Source organism: Steroidobacteraceae bacterium, assembly GCA_041395505.1.
Taxonomy (GTDB): domain Bacteria; phylum Pseudomonadota; class Gammaproteobacteria; order Steroidobacterales; family Steroidobacteraceae; genus JAWLAG01.
The window spans coordinates 558,944-583,007 of sequence record JAWLAG010000001.1 but is presented as its reverse complement, the minus strand read 5'-3'; the positions used below and the strand labels follow the sequence as shown (position 1 = coordinate 583,007).

General features: G+C 62.1%; 22 protein-coding genes. 12 read left to right on the top strand and 10 right to left on the bottom strand.

All coding sequences use genetic code 11. The annotated features are described in order from the left end of the window. Position 1: 1 nt before the first annotated feature. The 4 genes from R3E77_02690 to R3E77_02675 are packed head-to-tail and all read left to right on the top strand — an operon-like array spanning position 2 to position 5,989. A complete protein-coding gene (locus R3E77_02690; GenBank protein ID MEZ5498318.1) occupies positions 2–1,885 on the top strand; it encodes an ATP-binding cassette domain-containing protein in 1,884 nt (627 codons plus the stop codon). A gap of 50 nt (positions 1,886–1,935) precedes the next feature. Then, entirely contained in the window at positions 1,936–3,456 is a 1,521-nt protein-coding gene (locus R3E77_02685; GenBank protein MEZ5498317.1) for a fumarate hydratase, read from the top strand. Further along, on the top strand, positions 3,417–5,630 hold the full coding sequence (locus R3E77_02680) for an ATP-binding protein (GenBank protein ID MEZ5498316.1): 2,214 nt from the start codon (positions 3,417–3,419) through the stop codon (positions 5,628–5,630). The genes R3E77_02685 and R3E77_02680 overlap by 40 nt, the downstream gene beginning before the upstream one ends. Beyond that, on the top strand, positions 5,627–5,989 hold the full coding sequence (locus R3E77_02675) for a response regulator (GenBank protein ID MEZ5498315.1): 363 nt from the start codon (positions 5,627–5,629) through the stop codon (positions 5,987–5,989). Before R3E77_02680 ends, R3E77_02675 begins: the two co-directional genes overlap by 4 nt. Positions 5,990–5,992: 3 nt before the next feature. Here the strand turns inward: R3E77_02675 and R3E77_02670 are convergent, their stop codons facing one another. The 3 genes from R3E77_02670 to R3E77_02660 form a co-directional block, all read right to left on the bottom strand. Continuing rightward, positions 5,993–6,316 (bottom strand): TraR/DksA family transcriptional regulator, encoded by a 324-nt coding sequence (locus R3E77_02670; protein ID MEZ5498314.1) that lies wholly within the window; start codon positions 6,314–6,316, stop codon positions 5,993–5,995. A gap of 91 nt (positions 6,317–6,407) precedes the next feature. Then, positions 6,408–8,570, bottom strand: coding sequence for a molybdopterin cofactor-binding domain-containing protein (locus R3E77_02665; protein MEZ5498313.1), 2,163 nt, complete (start codon positions 8,568–8,570; stop codon positions 6,408–6,410). Between the two features lie 28 nt (positions 8,571–8,598). Continuing rightward, the gene (locus R3E77_02660; GenBank protein ID MEZ5498312.1) at positions 8,599–9,069 is read right to left on the bottom strand and encodes a (2Fe-2S)-binding protein; all 471 of its coding nucleotides are present in this window, start codon (positions 9,067–9,069) and stop codon (positions 8,599–8,601) included. A 254-nt stretch (positions 9,070–9,323) separates the two neighbouring features. Between R3E77_02660 and R3E77_02655 the strand changes: the two genes are divergently transcribed. Continuing rightward, positions 9,324–9,983 (top strand): OmpW family outer membrane protein, encoded by a 660-nt coding sequence (locus R3E77_02655; GenBank protein MEZ5498311.1) that lies wholly within the window; start codon positions 9,324–9,326, stop codon positions 9,981–9,983. Between the two features lie 12 nt (positions 9,984–9,995). Here the strand turns inward: R3E77_02655 and R3E77_02650 are convergent, their stop codons facing one another. From R3E77_02650 to R3E77_02620, 7 genes are all read right to left on the bottom strand, one after another. Then, positions 9,996–11,372 (bottom strand): aromatic ring-hydroxylating dioxygenase subunit alpha, encoded by a 1,377-nt coding sequence (locus R3E77_02650; protein ID MEZ5498310.1) that lies wholly within the window; start codon positions 11,370–11,372, stop codon positions 9,996–9,998. Between the two features lies 1 nt (position 11,373). Further along, positions 11,374–12,585 (bottom strand): aromatic ring-hydroxylating dioxygenase subunit alpha, encoded by a 1,212-nt coding sequence (locus R3E77_02645; protein MEZ5498309.1) that lies wholly within the window; start codon positions 12,583–12,585, stop codon positions 11,374–11,376. A gap of 150 nt (positions 12,586–12,735) precedes the next feature. Then, positions 12,736–13,812 (bottom strand): DUF2817 domain-containing protein, encoded by a 1,077-nt coding sequence (locus tag R3E77_02640; protein MEZ5498308.1) that lies wholly within the window; start codon positions 13,810–13,812, stop codon positions 12,736–12,738. 24 nt (positions 13,813–13,836) lie between these two features. Continuing rightward, positions 13,837–14,262: a hypothetical protein gene (locus R3E77_02635; protein MEZ5498307.1), complete on the bottom strand. Its 426-nt coding sequence runs from the start codon at positions 14,260–14,262 to the stop codon at positions 13,837–13,839. After that, positions 14,259–14,621 carry a hypothetical protein gene (locus R3E77_02630; protein ID MEZ5498306.1) on the bottom strand — a complete coding sequence of 121 codons (363 nt, stop codon included), beginning with the start codon at positions 14,619–14,621 and terminating at the stop codon, positions 14,259–14,261. Before R3E77_02630 ends, R3E77_02635 begins: the two co-directional genes overlap by 4 nt. 74 nt (positions 14,622–14,695) lie before the next feature. Continuing rightward, positions 14,696–16,081 (bottom strand): aromatic ring-hydroxylating dioxygenase subunit alpha, encoded by a 1,386-nt coding sequence (locus R3E77_02625; GenBank protein ID MEZ5498305.1) that lies wholly within the window; start codon positions 16,079–16,081, stop codon positions 14,696–14,698. 25 nt (positions 16,082–16,106) lie between these two features. Next, positions 16,107–16,511: a VOC family protein gene (locus R3E77_02620; protein ID MEZ5498304.1), complete on the bottom strand. Its 405-nt coding sequence runs from the start codon at positions 16,509–16,511 to the stop codon at positions 16,107–16,109. Between the two features lie 122 nt (positions 16,512–16,633). Between R3E77_02620 and R3E77_02615 the strand changes: the two genes are divergently transcribed. The 7 genes from R3E77_02615 (at position 16,634) to R3E77_02585 (ending at position 24,063) form a co-directional block, all read left to right on the top strand. Then, on the top strand, positions 16,634–17,596 hold the full coding sequence (locus tag R3E77_02615; protein MEZ5498303.1) for a hypothetical protein: 963 nt from the start codon (positions 16,634–16,636) through the stop codon (positions 17,594–17,596). Between the two features lie 16 nt (positions 17,597–17,612). Then, positions 17,613–18,416, top strand: a complete 804-nt coding sequence (locus R3E77_02610) for an SDR family oxidoreductase (protein ID MEZ5498302.1) — start codon at positions 17,613–17,615, stop codon at positions 18,414–18,416. Next, positions 18,410–19,363 carry a glycosyltransferase gene (locus R3E77_02605; protein MEZ5498301.1) on the top strand — a complete coding sequence of 318 codons (954 nt, stop codon included), beginning with the start codon at positions 18,410–18,412 and terminating at the stop codon, positions 19,361–19,363. Before R3E77_02610 ends, R3E77_02605 begins: the two co-directional genes overlap by 7 nt. After that, a complete protein-coding gene (locus tag R3E77_02600; protein ID MEZ5498300.1) occupies positions 19,360–20,448 on the top strand; it encodes a methyltransferase domain-containing protein in 1,089 nt (362 codons plus the stop codon). Before R3E77_02605 ends, R3E77_02600 begins: the two co-directional genes overlap by 4 nt. A 2-nt stretch (positions 20,449–20,450) precedes the next feature. After that, the gene (locus tag R3E77_02595; protein ID MEZ5498299.1) at positions 20,451–21,494 is read left to right on the top strand and encodes a Gfo/Idh/MocA family oxidoreductase; all 1,044 of its coding nucleotides are present in this window, start codon (positions 20,451–20,453) and stop codon (positions 21,492–21,494) included. 25 nt (positions 21,495–21,519) lie between these two features. Next, entirely contained in the window at positions 21,520–22,260 is a 741-nt protein-coding gene (locus tag R3E77_02590; protein ID MEZ5498298.1) for a hypothetical protein, read from the top strand. A gap of 81 nt (positions 22,261–22,341) precedes the next feature. Continuing rightward, positions 22,342–24,063, top strand: coding sequence for a hypothetical protein (locus R3E77_02585; protein MEZ5498297.1), 1,722 nt, complete (start codon positions 22,342–22,344; stop codon positions 24,061–24,063). Position 24,064 lies beyond the last annotated feature (1 nt).

Genomic DNA, 24,064 nt, shown 5'->3' with positions numbered 1-24,064 from the left:
CATGCTTAGCTTTGCGGGCGTCGCGTTACGCCGCGGCCCCAAGGAGCTGTTCAGCGGCGCGTCGTTCACGATTCACCCCGGGGAAAAGGTCGGCCTGGTCGGTGCCAATGGCAGCGGCAAGTCGAGCCTGATGTCGCTCGTGCTCGGCGAAATTCACGCCGATAGCGGCGAAGTGAGTCTCGCTGGCGGCATTGCGCTCGCGCATGTCGCCCAGCAGCAGGAGATTACCGACAGACCGGCAATCGAATTCGTCATTGATGGCGACGAGGAATTGCGCTCCGTGGAGCGCTCGCTCGAACATGCCGACGGAGTGGCGCTGGCGCAGTGGCATGCGCGATTCGAGGAGATCGGTGGCCATGCAGCCAACGCCCGCGCGGCCCGGCTGCTGCGAGGCCTTGGCTTTGCCGCCGACCAGATCGAGCGCCCGCTTGCTTCGTTCTCGGGTGGTTGGCGCATGCGCCTCGCCATTGCGAGGACACTGATGTGCCGCTCGCAGCTGCTGCTCCTCGACGAGCCGACCAATCACCTCGACCTGGATGCGATCATCTGGCTCGAGGACTGGTTGCGTCACTACCAGGGAGGCCTGCTGCTGGTCAGCCACGACCGTGAATTCATGGACAACATTGCGACACGTGTCCTGGCAATCGAGCACGGTCGCATCGATACCTACCGCGGCAACTACAGCGCATTTGAAACCCAGCGCGCGGCTCGACTGGCCGGTGACCGCGCGCTCGCGTTACGACAACGGCGACAGGTTGCACATATCGAGGATTTTGTCAGGCGCTTCCGTGCCAAGGCGAGCAAGGCACGCCAAGTGCAAAGCCGGCTGCGGACGCTCGAGAAGATGCAGATGATCGTGCCGGCGCAGGCGGACTCGCCGTTTGAATTCGCGTTTCAGGCGCCGGACCGATTGCCGCGGCCGTTGATGACGCTTGACGATGCCTACGTCGGTTACTCCGGTCGGCCGGTACTGCGCGGCGTCGGGTTGACGATCTACCCTGGCGAGCGGATCGCGCTGCTTGGACGCAATGGCGCGGGCAAATCGACACTCATGAAGCTTCTCGGCGGTTCGCTCGCGACGCTTGGCGGCACGCGGCTCGCGGCCGATGGGGTCGAGGTCGGCTATTTCGCCCAGCACCAGCTCGAGCAGCTCGACGGCGAGGCAACGTCTATCGAGACACTGCGGCGGATCGCGCCGGAATTCTGCGCGCCGCTCAAAGAGCAGGAGGAGCGGGCATTCCTTGGCCGATTCGGATTCACCGACGAGCGGGTATTCGAGCCGATCGCCAATTTTTCAGGCGGTGAGAAGGCGCGCCTCGTGCTCGCCGTCCTCGCCGCGAAGCGCCCCAACCTGCTGTTGCTGGATGAGCCGACCAATCACCTCGATTTGCAGATGCGCCAGGCCCTGTCTATCGCGCTGCAGGATTATCCAGGCGCGGTCGTCGTGGTATCGCATGACCGGCATTTGCTGCGCGGCGTCGCCGACCGGCTGTTGATCGTGCGCGATGCCCGGGTCGAGGACTTCGATGGCGATCTCGATGACTATGCGCAGTGGCTGGCACGTGCCGCATCGGACAACAAGGGCGCCGCCCCTGCTTCGGCAGGCGGCGGTCGCCGCGAGCAGCGGCGCATTGCCGCCAGCAGGCGCGCGGATATGCGGCCGCTCCGCCAAGCTCAGCAGCAGGCCGAAGACAGGACCAATGCGCTCGGTCGCGAACTCATGGCGATCGAGCAGCAGCTCGCGAGTCAGGATGTCTACGCGGCATCGCAACGGGCACGCCTGCTCGAACTGCAGAAGGAGCAGGCGCGACTGCGCGCCGAGCTCGATGCGGCCGAAACACAATGGCTGGAAGCGACGGAGGCGCTGGAACGCCAGGCGCGGTGATGCGCCCGTTCGTATAGAATATTTTCCTGCTGCGTTCCAAGGCACGGCCTATGACGATCATCAAGCAAACGGACTTCATCGATAGCGTCGCCGACGCGCTGCAGTTCATCTCCTACTATCACCCGGTCGACTTCATCCAGGCGGTACACGCCGCATGGCAACGCGAGGAATCACCGGCCGCCAAGGACGCAATGGCGCAGATACTGGCCAATTCCCGGCTGTGCGCGCAGGGCCATCGGCCGATCTGCCAGGATACGGGCATCGTCACCGCATTCGTACGCATCGGCATGGACGTTCAATGGCAGGCGAAACTCAGCGTCGAGGATATGGTCAACGAAGGTGTGCGCCGCGCATACCTCGACCCCGACAACAAGCTGCGCGCTTCGGTACTGGCCGATCCGGCCGGTGCGCGTCGCAACACCGGCGACAACACGCCGGCCGTCGTTCACGTCAGCGTCGTGCCGGGCAATGAAGTCGACGTTCAAGTCGCGGCCAAAGGCGGTGGCTCGGAAGCGAAGTCGAAATTCGTCATGCTGAACCCGTCCGACAGCATCGTCGATTGGGTCATCGAAACCATACCCAAAATGGGCGCCGGCTGGTGTCCGCCCGGCATGCTCGGCATCGGAATTGGCGGCACGGCCGAGAAAGCCATGCTGCTTGCCAAAGAAGCGCTCATGGAGCCGATCGACATCCAGGAGCTTGCGCGGCGCGGCCCGCGCAACGCGCTCGAGGAACTCCGGCTGACGCTCTATGACAAGGTCAACGCCCTCGGCATCGGCGCGCAGGGACTTGGCGGCCTCACCACGGTACTCGACGTGAAAATCCGTGACTACCCGACACACGCCGCCAACAAACCGGTTGCCATGATTCCAAATTGTGCCGCGACGCGGCATGCCCACTTTGTTCTCGACGGCCGTGGCCCGTCCCTGCAACAACCACCGAACCTCTCGCATTGGCCGGATATCGCCTACGAAGTCGGCCCGAATGCAAGGCGGGTGGATCTGGCCAAGGTCAGTCGCGACGAAATAGCAACCTGGCGACCGGGCGAGATCCTGCTACTCAATGGCAAGATGCTCACCGGTCGGGATGCGGCGCACAAGCGCATCGCGGACCTGCTTGAGCGCGGCGATGCCTTGCCGGATGGCGTCGATTTCCGCAATCGCTTCATCTACTACGTCGGACCGGTTGATCCAGTGCGCGATGAGGTGGTCGGACCTGCAGGTCCCACGACCGCCACGCGCATGGACAAATTCACCGACATGATGCTGGAGCGTACCGGCCTGATCGGCATGGTGGGCAAGGCCGAGCGCGGGCCGGCGGCGATCGACAGTATTCGCCGGCATAGCGCCGTGTATCTGATGGCTGTCGGCGGCGCCGCCTATCTGGTATCGCGGGCAATCCGCGCCTCGAAAGTGGTCGCATTCGCCGATCTCGGCATGGAGGCGATTCACGAGTTCGATGTAGTCGACATGCCGGTCACCGTTGCCGTGGACGCCGCCGGCCAATCCGTGCACCAGACCGGGCCGCGGCAATGGCAGGAGATCATCATGCGCCGCCGCACCAGTGCCTGATGGCGCGATTTCTGCGCCAAGGCCTGGTCCTGGGGCTTTTGTTTGTCCTTCCCTGCGCACATGCCAGCCGTGAACAATGGGTCGAGCGCTTGCGTTCGGATGCCAGCCTCGATGAACGCGCCCAGCACATTATTTTCCTGAGCTCCGAGGATCTCCTGAGTGCAGCTGAGCTGCGCTGGCTCGCCGAACAATTGCTTGATGATCCGCGCGTCGGGGACAAGCCCGTCGAACGCTCGCTCGCATTGTCACTGCGTTGCCGCGCACTGCATCGTTTATCCAAGTCGACGATCGCGGAACTCGATTGCGACAATGCCTTGCGTCTGGCGCGCCAGACCGGCGATGCCTCGGCGCAATTCAACGCGCTGCGGCTGATCGGTCAGATCAAGTTCGAGACCGGAAGCATTGGCGAGGCCATGGGACCATTGCTGGAGGCGGCACGCATTGCCCAGGCGGCCAATAACCATTACGCCTCGGCAGTAGCGTTCAATTCCATGGGTGTGCTGGCCGAGAATTCGGCGGCATTCGACGATGCCGCGCGCTACTACACGGCAGCCGAGCAGGCCGCACAGGAGAGCGGTCGGCCAAAATTCCAGGCTATCGTCGAAACCAATCTCGGACTGTTGCACCAACGCCAGGGTGAATGCGACGCCGCGCACGCGCGCCTCACCCGGGCCAGCCAGACCGGCGCTCAGGCAACCAATCCGCAGCTCCATGCCATCATCAACGCGGCGCTCGCCGTCTGCGAAGTGCGCGCTGGCCAGTTTGCCCAGGCTCGAAGCCATATCAACAGTATCCTGGGAAGCGATGTCGCGAATCTCGACAATCGCTTCCTGTCCGATGCGCGACGCGCTGCCGCGGAACTTGCGCTGGCGGAAGACAAGTATCCGCTCGCGGAACAGCAGGCGCGTCTCGCCATGCAGGCCGCGGCGAATATGCCGTTTCGCCACGGTCTCGCGCACAAACTGCTGATCGAAATCCAGGCGGCTTCGAACCAGCATGAAGCGGCTCTCGAAAATGTCTCGCAGCTGATTACCGAGTCCGAAGCATTTCCGGAACTGCACGCCGCTGCGCTCATCGAACACGCCGCGCTGCTGGCGGCGTCCGGCCGCTACCGCGACGCCTTCGCGGAGCAATCGCGCGCGCGCGAACTGCAGGAGCTGGTGGAGCGGCGCCGCAGCGAAGGTCGGCTGGCCTTCAACCGCGCACAGCTGGAGTCCGAGCTCAAGGATCGGGAAATTGCCCTGCTCAAATCGCGCGAAACCTCGACGCAACTGCAGGCCCAGCGTGACCGGGCGACGCGCAACCTGTTGGCACTGGTAATCTCCCTGCTGCTGTTGCTGGTACTGCTGGTGTGGCGACTCAACGCCCAGCGCATTCGCCAGGCATCTGAACGGCGGGTGACCGAGGAGATTGCTGCGCGCACCCAACGCCTGAAGGAACAGATCGAGCGGCAGGAACGCGATCACAGGCTGGAGTCGATCGGGCGGCTCACGGGCGGCATAGCCCACGACTTCAACAACCTCATGACCGTCGTGCGCCAGGCCTGCGATGTCCTGCGCCTTAAACCGGAAATAGCACATGATGGCGAGGCCATGGCACTTATCGGCGATTGCGCCCATGCTGCCGACGCTGGCGGCTCGATCAGCCAGCAGCTGCTGTCATTCGCGAGGCAGCAGAGCCAGTCGCCAGTCAAAGTAGACCTCGGCGATTACATGCATGGAGTGCAGGGATTGCTCGAGCGCGCCAGTCGCAACAGGGCGCGCGTGCGCATCGACATCGAATCGCCTTCGCCCAGCATCGCTGTCGACATGGCCCAGCTCACGACAGCGCTGATCAATCTCGTCGCCAACAGTGCCGATGCCCTGGAAGGCAGGGATGGCATGGTCACGATATCCATCGCTCGCCGCACCCTGGGCGCGGATGACGGCCTCGGGGTCAATCTCCCGCCGGGCGACTACGCTGCAATCGAAGTGGCCGACGACGGCAAGGGTATTGCGGCGGAGGAACTCACACGCGTCGTGGAGCCTTTTTACACGACCAAGAGCGCAGGATCCGGACTTGGGCTCAGCATGGTGCACGGGTTCGTAACACAGTCCGGCGGCGATGTATTGATCGCCAGCGAGCCATCGCGCGGTACCAAGGTAACCCTGCTTTTTCCGGCGGCAGCGTCATGAACGACTTCCATGGCAGGGCGGTGCTGTTGGTCGAGGACAACGACCAGCTTCGTCGCGTATTGTCAATTTCGCTGCGTGCGCTCGGATTCGACGTGTGCGCTGCGGCCGATGCCGATGAAGCGCGCACGCTTTTGACAAACGGCCTCACGATCGATCTGCTGCTCTCCGACGTTCGCATGCAAAGCGCCGATGACGGCGCCCAGCTTGCGCGCTGGGTGGCTGAACAGTGGCCCGCGACGCGCGTCCTGCTGCAAACCGGCTATGCAGAGGGAGATACGGCCGGGTTCCCGGTAATCAACAAGCCGTTCAACCTAGACGAGCTACGCGCGAAAATCGCTTCGATCCTGGTCCCGGCCTAGCATCTAGCTCGCGCACCTGGCGCAGCGGTCTGCGTAGGGGACTACCTCGAGGCGACGCTCGTCAATTTGTGCGCCACAGCTCACACAGCTGCCGTATTCGCCGGCCTCGAGCCGGCGCAGCGCCTGGTTCAACTGGGCGATTTCCACATCGGCAGACTCGCCGATCGCGCTCAATACATCTTCGTTTTCGCGCTGTGTCGCCTGGTCGGCAAAGTCCGCGACCAGCGGGTCGTTACTGTGCTTGAGGTCGGCCTTGACCCGGCTCGAGCGATGCTGCAATTCGGCCCGGCGTGCCAGCAATTTCCTGCGTATTTGTTCGTGATCCATGCTCGACCTGCCTGATTGTCCTGGCTCATCGTGGCAAGGGGTAACCAAGGTTGGCCATGCTTGCCTTTGCTTATAGGATTGCGGCTCCTACCTACACTTTCAACCCGACGCCATGGCGGGCAAGCGGCAAGGACCGCAGCCGCTTGCCGGTAGCGCGATACAACGCGTTGCAAAGCGCCGGCGCGATCAATGCGGTCGCCGGTTCACCGATTCCTCCAGGCGCTTCGCGGCTTTGGAGAATATCCGTCTCCACAGCAGGCATTTCGTTGAGCCGAAGCACGCGATAGTTGTCGAAATTGGTTTGCTGCACCCTGCCGTTGCGAAGCGTGATCTCGCCCCACAGCGCCGCTGACAGGCCATACACAATGGAACTTTCGACCTGCGAGGTGATGATTGCCGGATTGATGGTTTCGCCACAGTCGAGCGCGCAGACGATTCGATGGATGCGAACATCGCCGCCATCCATGGAGATCTCGACGACCTGCGCCATATAGGTGCCGTAACCTTCCATGAGCGCAATGCCCTGGAAGTGCCCGGCGCTCACCTGTCCGTATCCGGCCAATTCCGCTACTCGGTCAAGCACCGCGCGATAACGCGGCTGCTTGTCGAGAAGCGAGCGGCGATATTGCAATGGGTCGGCGCCAGCCGCTGCCGCCAGTTCGTCCATGAAACTCTCGGCTACGAAACAATTGAGCGCATGGCTCACCGAGCGCCAGTAGCCGACATCGATGCCGATTTCCTGGCGCCGATAGCTGACGCGTACGTTGGGGACGTCATAGGGATAATTGGCCGCGGCCTCAATTGCGAACGGATCGATCATTTTCTCGACTACGGCCGGAAACGCGCGCGCCGTAATCGAAGGACCTGTCAATTCCAGATGCCAGGCGAGCGGACGACCGGTTCGATCCAGCGCCGCGGATACTTTGTCCGCAGCTGGCGGGCGATAGGCGTCGTTGGTCATGTCATCTTCACGTGTCCAGAGCAGCTTGACCGGGGCGCCGACCGCCTTGGATGCCACAACCGCAGCGGGTATGTAGTCGACCTCGAGTCGCCTGCCGAATCCACCGCCAAGGAACGTCGTGTGCACGACGACGGCCTGTTCAGGTAGGCCAGCGGCCTTGGCCGCGATAGCCTGGGCCGCTTGCTGAACCTGCGTGGGTGCATAGATGTCGCACTTGCCGGAGCGCACGTCGGCCGTGCAATTTTGCGGTTCGAGCGTCGCATGGGCGAGCAGCGGTAATTGATACTCGGCACTGACAATCCGGTTGGGTTTTCGCATCGCGGCTGCGATATCGCCGTCCTGCCGCGCAATCTGTTCGGGCGCGCCTTGCCCTTCGTGCAGCAGCCTTGCGATCGCGGCATTGTCGAGCGCACCGTTCGGGCCTGCCGCCCACTCGATCTCGAGTGAGTCGCGGGCCTTGCGCGCCCGCCACCAGCTGTCCGCGATCACGATGACGCCGTAATCGCTATTGATGATCTGGCTGACGCCGGGCATACCCTTCGCGCGCGAGTCGTCGACGGAAATCGCCCGCCCTTTCAGCGCCGGCGACTGAGCCAGCGCCGCAAACTTCATTCCAGGCAGGACTACATCGATCCCGTAGCGCGTCTCGCCGTTGACTTTTGCAGGAGTATCGAGTCGTGCGCGCGCACGTCCGAGAATACGGTATTTGTCCACTGGGGTGAGTGGCACATTGGCTGGCCGCTCGAGGGCCGCCGCCGCCTCCGCCAGCTCGCCGAAGGTCGCGCGGCGATTGTCTGGCCCGACGACTGATTTTTCAGTCACCGACAGGCTTGCAGCATCAACCGCCCATTTCTGGGCAGCGGCCTGCACCAGCAGCACCCGGGCTGTCGCCGCGGCTGTGCGCAACTTCACCCAGGCATCGCGAACACTGGTGCTGCCGCCGGTAACCTGGCCGCCGAGCAATTCATTGACATACGCCGCACCCGCCGGCGCAAATTCGACCTCTATGTCCTCGGGCACGACGCCGAGTTCCTCGGCAACCAGCATGGTCAGCGCCGTGTACACGCCCTGCCCCATTTCCGAGCGATCGCAGAGAAATTGAATTCGATTGTCGGTGGTGATGCGCAACCAGGCATTGCTCTCGATGGTCTTGGTTGTTGCGATGTCGCCAGGCTTACGGCTGCAACCGGGTAGCGAGGCGAGCAGCACCAGCCCCCCCGTGGCCGCCAGGCTTGCTTCGAGAAATTCGCGTCGGCTCAATGCCGTCGCAGTTCCCTTCGCGGCTTCATTCATGGAATCACTCCCTCGCTACGCGCTGCAGCTACTCGGACTTGCCCTCGCCCATGATCTCGGCGGCACGGTGAATCGCCGCACGAATACGCTGATAGGTACCGCAACGACATAGATTGCCGGACATGGCCGCATTGATGTCGGCATCGCTCGGCCGTGGGTTGTCGGCGAGCAAGGCAACGGCGGACATGATCTGGCCTGATTGGCAGTAGCCGCACTGCGGGACGTCGATTTCGATCCAGGCACGCTGCACGGGATGACTGCGGTCGGCAGACAGACCTTCGATCGTGGTTATCCTGCCCTCGCCTACCGCGCTGATCGGCGTGACACAGGAGCGCACTGGACGGCCGTCGATGTGCACGGTGCATGCGCCGCACAGCGCCATCCCGCAGCCGTACTTGGTACCAGTGAGCCCGACGTTGTCACGCAGCACCCACAGCAGTGGCGTATCGGCCTCTGCATCCACCTCGACAGCCTTGCCATTGACGTTGAGCTTGATCACGGACCACCTCCCGACTAGTGCGGTCACTATAAGCCCGAATGGCACTAATCCCAACAGACGGCTGGAACGGAAAGGCAATAAGGGTTTCGCACAGGGATGCAGCCGCAGGGCGGTCACACTCAACGGCGTGCGTGATCATGTAAGTAGCTTTGCCGATGCCGCTGCAACTTGCCCGTATGCCGTCGACCATGGGCCCGCGCTAGCGTATCGATACAGTCAATAGGCACTGTTTTGAAGCGGCAAAAGGAGTTCAGGTGAGGAAATCCAGAATTGGCGTGTTGCTGGCCGTTGCGGCGGCTCTGGCATCAGCGAGCGCACCGGGTTTGGCATTCGATCTGGCAAAGGTCACCGCCCGGGTGCGAGCGATTCGCATCGATCCGGCGGACAAGTCGGACCCCATCGCGGCCCTTGCGGTCCCGCAGGATGCCATCGATGTATCGAACAAGTGGGCTCCGGATATCGATTTCGAATATGCGTTCACGGATCGGTTTGCAGTGGAGCTTCTGCTCACGATTCCACAAAAACACAGTGTCATTGCGCGGGAGACGGCGCTTGGCCCGAATGTGCGCCTTGGCACGGTCACGCACTTGCCGCCCACGTTGACCGGAAAGTATTATTTCGCGACAGGATCGGTGCGCCCCTATCTCGGCGCCGGCATCAATCTCACCTGGTTTACCCAGGACCGGCTTGCGGTCGCCGGCGTCGGTTCACTCGATATCGACAACCTGAGCGTCGGTCCGGCATTACAAGCCGGCGTGGATTTCGACCTTGGCAACCGCTGGTCGATTTCGATCGACGTGAAGAAGGCCTGGATCAGCACGGACGTATCACTCGGCGGCACAAAGCTCACGACCGTCGACGTCGATCCCTATATTCTCGGCATTGGTGCGGGCTATCGATTTGGCGCGAACTGAGCGGCACTCGGTTCAACCGGGTGCACCGGCCTGCAGGTACAGATCGAGCGTGCTGTGAAAATGCCGGATCCTCGACTCTTGGTACAGCGCGAGCCGCAGCTCCCTCTCGGGCGCGCCGCGCAGACCCTTCTGTACCTCGGGCATGTTGAGCATGTCCTGATCGATGACCGCACCAAGCACGGGTAATTCGCTCGCCGATGACCAGGACTCAGCTTCAGACAGCCAGTGCACCGGCGCGGGAGCTGGTCGTCCGCCGCTTCGCGGCAGACGCTTGAGCAGCATGACCTCCATCAGGCAGGAATCCACCCTGGCGCCATCCGGCCGCCACCGATAGATGATGTTGGGCGCAAAACCACCCCAGGGTGAGAAATTCGGAAAAACGTTGTAAACAATTGCATCCAGCAGTTCCGCGTCGGTCGCGTTTTCGAAATCGCAGTCATATGCGCGCTGAAAAGCCTTGCGATTGATCTGCGCGAGCGTGCGCCGCGCATCGCTCATCCGCTCGACCTGCCGGTCGGAGCCGCGGCCGCCTCGCATAAGCGTCAACATTTGTGAAACGATGCGCTGCGGTTCAACCGCATCCTCGCCGAGGTGCGGACTGGAGGCGCCAAAGGCGGCCATGTTGCGGTTCACATGCTTGCCGAGCAGGTCATATTGCGCATTCGCATCGGCAATTATTTCCAGGATCTGCGGGTGTGTTGCAATCACATGGAACGACTCCATGAACGCCTCTTGTGCAACTTTCCAGTTGCAGTCGATACGCTTGGCGACGTGTGCGGCCTTCCAGCAATCCTCGAGGCGCCAGCGTGCGAAATGCTGCGGCAATACGTCGAGATACTCTGTCAGTGGTCTCGCGCGCGGATCCATGTTGAGGAACACGAACCCGCCCCAGGTTGCAAGTTGCACCTCTCGCAGGCGCCAATTCGCCGGTGTTGCCCCCGGAAAATCCCAGGCACAGGGCAGTGATCGCAGGGTCCCGTCGGTCTCCCAGGTAAACCCATGGAAGCCGCAGCGAATTTGCTCGACATGCCTCTCGCTTGTCAGCAGCTTGCGGCCGCGATGGGGGCAGGAATTGTAGAACCCGCGCAGTTGGCCGTCCTCGGATCTCGTGATGATGAAAGACCAATCGACGATGTCGTAGATGACGACATCTCCCGGACGTGCGAGCTCTTCCTCGCGGCAGGCCATTTGCCAGACGCGTGGCCAGAGCAATACGCGCTCGCGCTCGAAGAATTCCTGCGACGTATAGCGCTGCGGCGCGATGTGTGTGGAACCTCCCGGCTCGTACGGGGCATCGGGCGGATACAGGAAGGCAGGAACATCTCGCGAGTCGGCATCGAGGTACTCAGCGTAGGACGGCCCTCGGAAGATTGCGGCTTGCGAACTCATCTCACCTGGCCTTTTCGGTATATGGCCGCAGCAACGGCGGCACGCGTAGAGGCTCCGGTACACGGTCTGCGCCGATGCGCAGATCCAGCTGCTCGTGCCAGTGATAAATGCGCCGCTCCTGGTAGGAAAGGTACATGCCCTTGAACCCTTTGGATTCGACCGATTGCTGGATGCGAGGAGCGAACTGCGTGTCCTCCTCGAGGATGCGCTCGAAATTCGATATGCGCGTCGGCCACTGTTCATGTCCAAGTGCGGCGGATGGCGCGAACCAATGTACATCGACAATCATGCTGCGGGTTGTCTTGGGCCAGAATGTGATGAACGGTATGCCTGTTGCAGCAGGTGGCGTAACGAGATTTGGGTAGAGCAGATAGGATGGGTTCTGCTCGGCGAAAATTCGCTCGGCTCCAGCCACTTCCGGCATGCCCCGCGCACCTGGGTCGCGCCACTCGGCGCGCCGGTGCGGTGTGCACATCATCGAGTTGCCGTTTTCCCACAGGATGACGTGCGTGCCGTGCGAATCGAGGAAACGATCTACGGTATTCGGGTGTATCGATTTCAGATGGTAGGTCTCGAAGAATGCATCCAGGAGGATCTTGACGTTGCAGGCGATCTCGTAGCTCGCGCTGTGCACGTGACGCTGGTCTGCCAGGGCAAGGCTTTCCCAATGGCGCGCTGCCGGCGCAATCGACTGCAGGAGCGGCGGTGCCGCAGGATCTTCGTTGATAAAGATCCAGTTGCCGAACTGCTCGCAGCGAACCTGCGCCAGGCCGAGGCAGGACAAGTCCATGCCAGGAAAATCGCGTTTTTCCCTGACCGTGATCAGTCGCCCGGACAGGTCATACGTCCAGCCGTGGTAGCGACAGAAAAAACCCTTCGTTTCACCCGCATCCTTCTCGACGAGCGGCGCACCGCGATGCCGACAGGTGTTGTAGAACGCGCGGACGACCTTGTCCTTGCCACGGACAATAACAATCGGCGCGCCGGTGCGTGTCCAGACCCGAAAGCTGCCGATCGCGGGTAGTTCATCGCTGTGCAGCGCGTACAGCCAGCTGCGCCGCCATAGGAATTCCTGCTCGAGCGCGAGGAAGTCCGGGTCCGTATAGCGGCCTCCCGGTATGACGGGCAGTGGCGGGAAACCCTCCGGCGGTCCTTCACGCGTCTGCTCTGCATGCATGCCTTCGAACAGGCCTTGCTCGATTGTCTGATCCATTGCACTTCCACGGTGGTCGAAATCCAGCCGTTGTCTTTAGCGCAATGGCCCGCTCGAGTTCTGTACGTACTTTCCCCAACAACCAGAATGAGCTGGGCGGCTATGGTCACCCGATGCGAGCGACAGGCCGCCGGCGCCCCGGCGCTGTGTTCATTCTCGTTGCAGGCAGGCGATGGCCTGTTCGCAGACTTCGACCGCCCGCCGCCACAGCTTGCGGCGCCAAGTCGCATCGTCAGGATTGTGAGTCGTCAACATTTCGCTATATGCCGCCGCCACGCGCTCGCAGCCCGGATCATCCTGTCGCGACACGCAGTAGTCTTCGAGCAATGCGGCGAAATTGCGCTCCATGGAAAAAGTGCCGAATTCCAGAGTGACATAGGTGAGTTCCGTTCGTGGCAATGACCGCTGGAAGCCGTCGGAGCAATGACCGCGAACCGGAAAGAATGCATCCGGACCGCTACCCTCGCGCGGCGCAACAAGCGTGCTCCCGAACCATCGGCGCGCGCGCTCGAGGTCCGCGCCGTCATGCATCACGACCACGGTGCCTTCGCCGTAATCACCGAGCCCGGAATGAAAGTCGATCACCGCCACGCGCGTCGCAGTCGCAGCATGCTCATCCAGAATCCTCGTCATGACCTGGTTTGACCAGGTCGGCGCGGAACCGCCGTAGCCGAAGCCTCGCGGATGGCGGTACTGACCCATCATCAACGGCGCAACAAATGGAGCGATTTGCGCTTTTTGCGCGGCATCGCGCAGGCGCTGCATGAGCAGGTCACCGTCGCAGCCGGCGACGTCCTCGACGACGCCGCGCAGCTTCTCATACGCGGGATTGCCGGGCAGCGGCTGATCGAAGTCGAGGAAATTGCGGCAAAGATCGACGTTGTCCTCGTTGTACCGGTGACCGTAGGCCGCGCCCCAGGGATTGACCGCGTGCACGAGCAGGACAGCCGTGTCTTCGCCCAACCGCCCGATCACTCCTTCGCGCAGCAGCCCGACCTGACAGCCGGAGCCGCACATGAGCTCCGGACCGTGAACGCCGGACTGAAGAATCAGCAGTCGCTGTGCGGCCCGCGGGCCGATGCGCGCGACATCGAGCGAGAGTTCTGCAGCGTTCTGCCGCGACAATGGGTGAGCATGGTGGGTGACACCGACGTCCGCTTCGCGGCAGGCCGCAAGGAAAATGTTTCGTGCCGCAGCGTAATCAGGCGCGAAATAACGATCTAACACCGTCTCAGACGTGCCGACTCCCGATCAGCCGCTCGCGCAGGAACCGGCAGCTGCGCCGCAGATCGATGCGTGCTGGCGCAATTCCTGGCGAGTCTGCTCGCCCTGCTCTTCCAATTCTTCGAGTGCATCGCGACTCAGGCATACCTGTTTTCCGAAACGCGAACCGAGGTTGACGACCTCTTTGCAATAGACGACCTCGCCCTTGATGTGGCGAACCTTGTAACCGGCCGGCACCTTGAAGGGTTTCTCCTGCGCCGGTTGCGCGCTTGCAACGGTTGCGCTCTGCGACTCGCCGGGAGTTGGTTCGGCAGGCGATACCGCAGGCGTCGGCGCATCCGCCGTATGCGCCTGCGCTTCCTGCGCAGACGTGCTGGCAGCGGGCCCTGCATCCTGCGCCGTTACCGCGCCGGTCAACGACAGTGCCAGAGTCAAAAAAACAAATTGCTTCATGTTGTATAGCATGCGCCCACCGCAGATCCACATTTGGTTGCATTCTGCCGCATTTCCTCACGCATCAGCTCGCCTCGTTCCTCGAGTTCCTTGATGCCATCACGAGTAAGGCAGATCTCCTTGGGAAATCGCGATCCCAGGATGACTTCTTTCTTGCAGAAGTACTCTTCGCCCTTGATGGTTCGTTTGCGAAACCCGGGCGGCGGCTCAAACGGCTGATCCTGCTTCGCCACATTCGCCTGGTCGGCCGGCTGGGCGTTGGCGGTATCCGTCGCAGGTTGAACCGGCGCGTCGCCGGCCTGCGCGGCGCCTACCAGCGCTGCGCAAATGAGTATTCGGCCCAGCATGTTGATAGTCATTGCCCCGACTCCGGCAAGTGAGTGGAGATCGGGCAATGCTACTCTGGTTCGCCCGCCGCGGCGAGCGCTGACCGTCAGACGGATTTCAGATGGCGCCTGCCCGGCGGGGGGACATCGGCAGTCATCCAGCGGTCCAGTTCCATATGAAAGTGCCGCAGCCGCGCCTCCTGTTCGCCCCAGAGCGGGCCGCGAAAACCGCGGGATCTTGCCCCCTTCTGCACGATGGGCATGAGATCGGCGTCCTGGTCGAGTACCTCGCCCATGCCCGGCGGCTCACCCAGCGCCGTATGCACGACATCGGGTCGGGTGTTGCCGGTGAGATCCATCTCACTCGACAGTCCCATCCAGCCCGGCGCGCCGTAACCCGGCGCGTCCACGTAGCGATAGAGAATAATGGTGTCATATGTAAACTGATTTGGATCGTCCGCATGCGGCTTGAAGCGGTGCAGGAAGACCGCCTCGGCATGACAACCAATCATCGCATTCGGAAATACGCCGAATATGGTCGCGTCCGTCAGCTGTGCATCGCTGAATCGTGAGTAATCAAGCCCGAAGCTGCTTGCACGCTGCCGTTTCGCTGCCGCGATGGCGGCACGCGTATCCTGCGCCGTGCCGGTGAAGGTCTTCGGATCGATACCAACATCCTGGAGCATCGCCGCAATGCCCGGATTCACTTCCTCCTGCGACGGGTGATGCGAATTGGGTTGACCTAGCGGCACGAACTGGCGGCTCATGCCACCGGGGTAGAGATCAATGTGCGTTCGATCGTCGATGACACCCGTGGTCTGCGGGTGTATGGCGTGCAGGTGGTAGCTCTCATAGAACGCGTCGATACCGCCCTTCCAGTTGGCCGCCCAGTCCGAGCGTCGGTGTTGCACGACGTGCATCTCCCGCAGCTCATAGTTCTCTAGCTGCGACAGAATCGGAGCCAGGTACTCACGCAACGGTGGCGCCGCCTCGTTCATGGTCACGAATACGAGTCCGGCCGCCTCCTCGCAACGCAGTGAAGTGAGATTCACGCCGTGCGCGATGACATCGGCACGGAAGGTGTCGGCGTCAGTGACACGCCGATTCTTGCCATCCAGCTCAAACTGCCAGCTGTGAAACGGACATGTGAAGCGATCCTGCGAACCGATATCGGCGCAGACAATCTGGCTGCCGCGATGCGGGCAGGTGTTGTAGTGCGCGTGGAGCTTGCCGTCCTTGCCACGAACAACAATGAAGGATTCGACGCCAATGTCGAATTTCATCCAGTCGCCTGGCTCGCGCACATCGCTGACGGGCCCCGCAAGCAGCCAGACCCTGGCGAACACACGCTCCCATTCGCGTCTTGCAAACTCGGCGCTGTAATACCTTTCGGGCGCCAGCCTCGCACAACCATTGTCGATATACGGTGCGGCGGTATCGGCAGGGTGCGTCGAGCCGGCATGAACTTTGGTGGAGCGCTTGTCGTAATGCATGGTCGTGACCTCCCGACGTGGGTTTTCAGTCGCGAAAATTGAGTTCCAGAAGAATCCGATCCGGATCGACGATGAAAATCTGCCGCAGTCCAGCTGCCTCGACCCGGTTCTCGACGAACTCGAGACCCGTCGCCTTGATGCGCGCAAGTGCTGCCTCGTAGTCCGCGCACTCGAATGCAACGTGATGAACTGCCCCACTCGACCCGCTATCGAATAGCGGACCGCGCAGCATCGGCGCCGACGCCTTGTTCCGATCGGCCACATGCACAACGGCATCGCCATTGGCGGACTGAAGCCAGCCGCCCCCGTCCAGAGTCGATCGGCCCGGAAAGGGCCGCGCCTTTAGACCGAGCACGCTCGCGTAGAAACCGAGGGTCTTCTCGGCATCGGTTGCGGCGATGTTGACGTGGTCGAGCTTGCGGACGATCAAGCGGGGCTCCCATTTGCGGGCGAGTGCCCTACAAAATAGCGTTTCGCAATCGCCCTCTCAAGGACTCCTTGATCAGGAGCCGTTACAATTGCCGACGGATCCCCAATTCGGCGACTGACCCTATGACCAATCCAGCCGACGCACCCGCGGAAGTACGACCGCGGGATGCGGCGACGGTCGTGCTGCTGCGCGAGTCCGGCACGTCGCTGCACGCACTCATGCTGCAGCGACTCGGGTCCATGGAATTCGCCAGCGGCGAATGGGTTTTTCCGGGCGGCACGGTCGATTCCGAGGATTCGAGCGAGGCATCAGTGCGCCAGTCGAGCGCTGTCCCGGCGGGCCAGATGCAACGGTTGCGCAGCACCATGCACGGCGAGACGCTTCCCGAGCTCTCCGCGCTGGGCTTGTGCGTCGGAGCCTGCCGTGAAGTCTTCGAGGAGTCCGGGATATTGCTGGCGCGCCATCGCGACGGCGCCGCCGCGAATCCAGGTTTACTCAACTCGCTGCAGATGTTGCGCCCCGAATTGCACAATCACCCCGCGTGCTTCGCACGCCTGCTGTCCGAGCACGATCTCGTACTCGCGCTCGATCGCCTGGTGTACTGGTCCAATTGGACAACGCCAGTGCACATGCCGAAGCGCTTCGATACGCGCTTTTTCATCGCGGCGCTGCCTGAGGAGCAGGACGTGGCCGACTGGCTCGGCGAATCGCAGGCGGCGCACTGGCTGCCTTTGCCTGCCAACCCGGCCAGTTTCGATATTGATCCACCGATCCAGTCGCCCCCGACCTGGTTCACGCTGCAGGAGATCGCGCGCCTGTACGCGAGACTTGGATCCCTCGGCGCTCTGCTCGCGCACGCGCGTTCGCTCGCACTGCCGCAGGTATTGCCCAAACGGATCAAAGCCGATGGCCGCATGTTTGTCGTCCTGCCTTGGGACACCTGTTACGCCGAGGCCGCAGGTCCTGCAGTGCCCTGCCCACCCGATCTCGCACGGCGCTACCACGGTTATCCGTCGCGCTTCGAGATCGACCCGATAGCCAAGAGGGCGCGCCTGATTCATGATTTCGTCGACACGCGCAACTGACCACGGGATCGCAACCATGCCCATCATCCACCGGCAAGCATTCTTGAACTCCACCTTTCTGTCGATTCTGCTTCTCGCAACTGCAATGGGGGCCGGATCACGAACCTACGCCGCCGAAGCACACACCGTGCTGATCACCGGTTCGAGTCGCGGCATCGGGCTCGAACTTGCAAGGCAGTATGCCGAGCGCGGCTGGCGCGTGCTTGCAAGTGCGCGTCATCCGTCCGACTCGAGCAGCCTGCAGGACCTGGCGTCGGCGCACAAGAACGTGGATCTCGTCGAGCTCGACGTTACGGACCACGCAGCCATCGATGAGCTGGCAACCCGGCTCAAGTCCGTGCCCATCGACTTGCTGATCCACAATGCCGGGATAGCGGGCGACATGGGGGGACAGCGTTTCGGGCAGTTCGACTATGACTCGTTTCGAAAGACCCTGGAAGTCAATACCATCGGCCCGCTGAAACTCACCGAGGCACTTGCCGGGAATCTCAGCGCTGCGGGCGACGCGAAAGTCGTGTTGCTCGGCACCAGCGAAGCATCCTTTGCACGCATCGACGCTGCCCGGCTTTACTGGTATCGGGCCAGCAAGGCAGCAGCCCACATGCTGATGCGAAATCTCGCTTTCGAACTTGCGCCGCGTCACATCGCAGTCGCCGTCGTCAATCCGGGCCCTGTCGATACGGACATGATGAAAGGCGTGCATATGCCGCTGCAACCGCCTGCCGAAGCTGTATCCAAGGTGATTGCGATCATCGACACCGTTGATCTCGAACACAGCGGCCGGTTCTGGAATTACAGCGGCGGCGAGGTGCCGTGGTAACGATTGCTTCCGGCGGCGATGATCGGAATTCCAACCGTCCGCCACTGTTCTCGATCATCATCGGACTCGTCAGCACCGAGGACAAGCGGCGTGTGCTGCAGACATTGGAGGCGCTGCGTCAACAGGACGGGCAAGCAACCTACGAGGTCGTGATCGCCGATCGACGCAGTGACGACGTCAGCCGTGAAATCAGCACGAATTTCCCCGAAGTGCGACTCATTGCCCAGCCGCCCGAAACCGATTTGCCGCAGTTGCGCACGGCGGCGCTGGCCGCGACGCGAGGCGAGTTCATCGTAGTCACGGAAGATCATTGCGTTCCGACTCACGGCTGGCTCGCAGCGATAGCCGAGGCGTTTGCCGGAGCGCCGCCATCGGCGGTGGCGGTAGGCGGTTGCGTGGAAAATGGCGTGGCGGACACGGCTCTCGACTGGGCCACTTTCCTCTGCGAGTACAGCTTCTTTCTGCCACCGGTCGCGGAAGGCAGCTCGACCGTGCTACCCGGCATGAATGTCGCCTACCGGCGGCGGGCTTTCGAGAAAATCGACAACTCGGTCCTGACGCGTGGTTTCTGGGAAACCACCCTGCATCCCGTACTGCTGGCGGCCGGCCATACGTTCTTCTCGAGCAACAGGATCCGACTTCTGCACAGCAAGAAATTCTCACTCGGATTGTTTCTGCGACAACGGTACTTGTACTCGCAGTATTTCGCGGGCATCCGCTTTGCTCGCCGGGAATACCTGCGCCGCGCAGCGGCCTGCTTGGCTTCGGTGCTCTTGCCGCCGTTGTTGCTGCTGCGTATGGCACGGCAGGCTCGAACCAAGCACGATGGAATCAAGCACTTCATGGCGGCGCTGCCCTATCTGTGCCTTTTCGTCGTGGTCTGGGCCGTCGGTGAGATGCGCGGCTACGCATTGGGTGCGGGCAGTGCGCTTGCGGAAATCGAATGAGCGGACCGGCGGTTGCCGGCAGCGCGGATCGTGCCGAAGCGATCCGTTTTGTCTGCCCGTCCTGCCTCGGACAATTGCAGTCGTCACCGCTGCGCTACGACTGCGTGGCCTGTGCGCTTCAGTTCCCCGTGCTGCATGGCATACCTGATTTCCGGCTGCGGCCCGACCGCTACCTGACGATCGATGAGGAGCGTGCCAAAGCGGCTGTCCTTGTCGAAGGCGCCTGCAACCGAAATCGGACGCCCGAGGGGTCGGGCCGATTTTGCGCCATGCTCGATCATTACTATGAGATCACCGACGACGTGCCGGCACATGTCGTTCCGCGCTATCGCGCCTATCATACCGGCCGCAGCCGTGAGTTCGCGACCATTGCAGATGAACTCGCGATCGAACCCGGGCACCGGCTGCTCGACGCGGGCTGCGGCACCGGCGGTTTGCTGATGGCCGCGGCGCAGCGCGGTGCGCAAGCAGTCGGCCTCGATATTGCATTGCGATGGCTCGTCATGTGCCGGCAGCGTCTGGATGAAACCGGCGTCCAGGCGACCCTGGTCTGCGCTGATATCGAGGCGCCACCATTCCTGCCGGGCCTGTTCGATCGCATCGCCGCCGTTGATCTGCTGGAACACTGTCATTCGCTCGACGCCGCTGTCACCTCACTTTCACGCCAGCTGAAGCCCAAGGGGCGGATCTGGCTGTCAGGGGCCAATCGCTATTTTCCCGGCCCTCATGCAGCAACCGGGCTCTGGGCGGTCGGTCTTGTACCGCGCGCCGCATTGGCACGCCTGGGTCGGGCGCTTCGTGGATTCGACTCATTGCGCCACACCCACCTCGTCTCACCCAGGCAGATCATGGGATTGATGGAGCAACACCAGCTGAGCCTGTTGAACCTGCGTGCCAGGCCTGTTGAACTCGAAGACGGGCAGTCGTACGGCGGCTGGCGACGCTTGTTGGTAACCGGCTATGGCAAACTGCGCCGAATGCGCATCGCGGGTAGGTTGTTGGCGTTGGTCGGGCCGGTTTTCTCGATACTCGCCGAGAAGCGCTCACGGTCGGCCGGGCACGATCTCGCGAAGGAAGGTATGTGATCATGCGCTATGGCCTGGTTGGTCTGGGCGGTATCGGCGCTGTGCGGTTGGCGGCCCTGCGGCTCGCACCGCGGGCGCAGTTGACCGCTGCCTTCGATGTCAACAAGGCTGCGTTGGCCGCCTTGCCCGACGGTGTGCGCAAGTTCGACTCGGCCGAGTCAATGGCCCAATCCGATGTCTGCGACGCCGTCATCATCTCGACACCGACACAACATCACGCGCCGGTCGCGCGTATGTGCCTGCAGCACGGCAAACATGTACTGGTCGAGAAACCGATGGCGAGCTCGCTCGAGGAGTGCGCCGCCATGATCGGCGCTGCGCGCGAAGCGAAGCGGGTATTGACCGTCGGTTTCAATCACCGTTACTTCGATGCGGTGAAGGTGGTTCGCGAGGCAATCGCCTGCGGCGATATCGGCGAATTGCGCTATGTGAAGGGTTTCGCCGGACACACCGGGTTGTCGGAATTCAAGGCACCGTGGATGTATGACAAGAAGATCATGGGGGGCGGCACGTTACTCGACAACGGCATCCACGTAATGGACCTGGTGTGCCATCTGATGGGCTCGCGTGTATCCGCCGCGGCGGGCATGACCGACAACCGCACGTGGAAGCTGGCCGAGGTTGAGGACAACGCCTTCGTGCATCTGCGCAGCGCGTCGGGTGTGCTGGGCAGCGTGCACAGCAGTTGGACTGAATGGAAAGGGTATCACTTCTTTGTGGAAGTCTATGGCGAGCGCGGCATGGCGCGAGCCTACTACGCGCCGATGCACTCGCTCGTCGTTACGCTCGACAAGCCCGGCGGCCAACGGACAGTATCACGCAGGTTCTTCCCGACAGCGATCCTCAGGGAAAAGATCCGCGGCTGGCAATCGACGGTGATTCGCACATTCTTGGAAGAATTTGCCGACTTCGAACGCCTCGTGGCGGGCGAGCCCGCTCGCATCATCGCAACCGCAGAGGATGGCTATCGCGGTTGTGAGATTCCCGCCGCTGTCTATCGCAGCAACCAGACCGGACAATTCGTCGAACTGACAGGATGCCCGTGAGGGTCATTCCAGAGGGGTGGGATCCATGACCAGAGTTTTCGTACGGCTACTCGCTTTGTGCCTCGCCGCCACGTCGGCGGGCGCATCCGCGCAATCGATGGATGAAATCATTGTCACCGCCGCGAAGCGCGATGAATCCGCAAGACTGCCTGGCGCGTATCTGCGCCGCACCGGCGATTTCATGCTGCTGGAAGTCACGGTGACCAACGATACGCGGGAATTTGCAGCGCGCAAACGCGAAATCTACGACACCCTCAAGGCAATGCTGGCGGCGGCGAATCGCGATGGCGGAATCGAGCTGTCCGTCATCGACGAAAATGACCTCGTTCTGCCGTTGCGGGTCGACGATGCGACCGTGAGCCTGGCACCCGACTCGCGCCCGGACACCTCGCGCACCTCGATCAACGTCAAGACGCGCATACCAGCTTCCGGCGCCAACAGCCTTGCACTGATTGCGAAATTGAAGCAATTCGTCGCAAGCATCAAGCCCTCCGGGCGCACGCAGTTGCTGAGCGCCGGGTCAGTCGAAATCAGCATCGTCAATCCTCTGCAGTATCGCGAGCAGGTCATCGAGCTGTTCGCGACCGATGCGGCCCGAGTCACGAAGTCGTTGGGCGAGGACTACAGGGTCATTGTTCGCGGTATCGATCAACCCATCCGATGGATTCGAATGGGGGTACTCGACCTGGCATTGTTCGTGCCCTATCAGTACGACGTCATACCAGCGACCGTGAATTCCTATTCGGTGATCAGCGCAGACGACTGACCCAGCACAGGGCTGGTCATTTGCATCAGCGGTCGCGCTACCGTATGGTGCCGCCGGTCGTAGGTTACCCGAAAGCAACCGATGCCTGTTTTCCGCGCGCTCCTGATTGCCACACTCGCAGGTCTTTTTGCATGCAAACCACCCGTACCGGGCAAGCCAGGCAGCAAAGCTGACGGCGAATCGAACCGCGTTCATATCGAGCAACACCAGGACGAAACCGATATCGTCGATGTACCGGAAACGGGCATCAGTCTAGGCTGGGGCTACGACGCCTACCGGAATCAACCGATACCCAATGTCTGCGTGCTGTTCGTCGAAAGCAACGAGCCCGCCCAGACGCGCACGATGTCCATGCACGAAGTGTCCGACAGCTATGAACTTATGCGTCGCATGAATGTCTCCGCGGAAGCCTCGGTCGATGCCATCGGCTTCAAGGCGAACGGCAAGGCGAGCTTCGCCAAGGATTCGAACCTGAGTGCGAACGCGTCGAATTTCGTGCTCGAAGCGAGCGTCGAGAATGGGGTGCGCTATGCCGGCCCCATGCCATTGCCCGATGCCAAACCGATGTTCGAACAACCGCTGGTGACGTCCCGCGGTGGCACCAGTGGATCGGTCCGCTTGACCGAGGCGGCGCTGCAGTTGGCAAAGCGCGATGTGGAGGAATTTCAGCGCCAGTGCGGCAACTCGTTCGTGTCAGCCGTGTACAGCGGCGCCAAACTCACGGCCCTCGTCAGCATCAAGGCCGAAAATCGCGCCGAACGACAGAAGATCAGTTCCGAAGTATCAGCGTCCGGTTGGGGCGCCACCGCTTCGGCTTCAGCCAGCGGCGAGCAGTCGAGCACTGCGAGCAGCAAGGACATGACCTTGTCGGTCTTCATGACCGGTGGCCGCGGCGACAGCATCCCCAGGGACAAGGCCGAGGTGACGGCCAAGCTCGAGACGCTGTCGAACGCAGCATTCGAGGCGCCCAAGGATTTCCACATGGCGATTACGCCCTACGAATCACTGCCCAACTGGCCGGGCTTCGACCTCGTTGGCTCGGAGAGCGAGTTCGAGCAGCTTGCGGGACTCTGGGGCGCATACAACACGTTGTACGATGAGATCCAGTCGGTCCTGGACGCGCCCGGCTCCTATTACGCGCCCGTGCGCGTTGACGGCTCCCTGACCATGGTCAATCTCGGACGAAGCACACCTGGAGGATTGCGCGAGATTCACCGCCTCGAACGATTGCAGGACGAGGTTCGCGCTACCTTGTTGCAATTGCGCGCGGCAGCCCAGGACTGCATTTCGGCTGAAGACGATCTCGACACACCGGACTGCGCCTTCGACGAGAGCGGCTACCGCAGTAGCTACGAGTACCGCATCCAGCTGCCGCTCGCCGCGCAGGAAGTCACCAGGAACAACACCAAGACTATCGTGGCACCCGAAGCCACGACCGCCGTCCAGGAGGTCATCGACCGTTATGTGCGCGACAAGTCGCGCAGCCGATGCGCCCTCGACATGACGGACCAGGCCTGCCTTGCCAATTCGGAAATAGCGAGGCTTGGGCAACACGTCGGCCTGTACTCGCTGCGCCTGCCGGATAGCGAAGAATTCACGGAATTTGCCAAACGCCTGGGCGAGGGATTTGAACTCAATCCTGCCACAGCGTCCGTATGGTTCGATTCCGGCGCCGAATCGCAGCACCGGGTCGCCTGCGCACTCGCATCTGTAGACGCGGCGGAAGCCAAAGCGGTGGAGAGCTTCATCGCGCGCAAGACGAGCGTCGTCGCCGAGCGTAGCCAGCCTGTCGATTGCGGTTGAA

Excerpts from the sequence above, each read along its gene's own strand:
- R3E77_02595 (MEZ5498299.1), top strand. The coding sequence starts at position 20,451 with ATGCGCTATGGCCTGGTTGGTCTGGGCGGTATCGGCGCTGTGCGGTTG.
- R3E77_02585 (MEZ5498297.1), top strand. The coding sequence starts at position 22,342 with ATGCCTGTTTTCCGCGCGCTCCTGATTGCCACACTCGCAGGTCTTTTT.
- R3E77_02645 (MEZ5498309.1), bottom strand. The coding sequence starts at position 12,585 with ATGGATCAGACAATCGAGCAAGGCCTGTTCGAAGGCATGCATGCAGAG.
- R3E77_02610 (MEZ5498302.1), top strand. The coding sequence starts at position 17,613 with ATGCCCATCATCCACCGGCAAGCATTCTTGAACTCCACCTTTCTGTCG.
- R3E77_02630 (MEZ5498306.1), bottom strand. The coding sequence starts at position 14,621 with ATGACTATCAACATGCTGGGCCGAATACTCATTTGCGCAGCGCTGGTA.
- R3E77_02690 (MEZ5498318.1), top strand. The coding sequence starts at position 2 with ATGCTTAGCTTTGCGGGCGTCGCGTTACGCCGCGGCCCCAAGGAGCTG.
- R3E77_02615 (MEZ5498303.1), top strand. The coding sequence starts at position 16,634 with ATGACCAATCCAGCCGACGCACCCGCGGAAGTACGACCGCGGGATGCG.
- R3E77_02680 (MEZ5498316.1), top strand. The coding sequence starts at position 3,417 with ATGGCAGGAGATCATCATGCGCCGCCGCACCAGTGCCTGATGGCGCGA.
- R3E77_02635 (MEZ5498307.1), bottom strand. The coding sequence starts at position 14,262 with ATGAAGCAATTTGTTTTTTTGACTCTGGCACTGTCGTTGACCGGCGCG.
- R3E77_02685 (MEZ5498317.1), top strand. The coding sequence starts at position 1,936 with ATGACGATCATCAAGCAAACGGACTTCATCGATAGCGTCGCCGACGCG.
- R3E77_02650 (MEZ5498310.1), bottom strand. The coding sequence starts at position 11,372 with ATGAGTTCGCAAGCCGCAATCTTCCGAGGGCCGTCCTACGCTGAGTAC.
- R3E77_02670 (MEZ5498314.1), bottom strand. The coding sequence starts at position 6,316 with ATGGATCACGAACAAATACGCAGGAAATTGCTGGCACGCCGGGCCGAA.
- R3E77_02665 (MEZ5498313.1), bottom strand. The coding sequence starts at position 8,570 with ATGAATGAAGCCGCGAAGGGAACTGCGACGGCATTGAGCCGACGCGAA.
- R3E77_02625 (MEZ5498305.1), bottom strand. The coding sequence starts at position 16,081 with ATGCATTACGACAAGCGCTCCACCAAAGTTCATGCCGGCTCGACGCAC.
- R3E77_02675 (MEZ5498315.1), top strand. The coding sequence starts at position 5,627 with ATGAACGACTTCCATGGCAGGGCGGTGCTGTTGGTCGAGGACAACGAC.
- R3E77_02590 (MEZ5498298.1), top strand. The coding sequence starts at position 21,520 with ATGACCAGAGTTTTCGTACGGCTACTCGCTTTGTGCCTCGCCGCCACG.
- R3E77_02600 (MEZ5498300.1), top strand. The coding sequence starts at position 19,360 with ATGAGCGGACCGGCGGTTGCCGGCAGCGCGGATCGTGCCGAAGCGATC.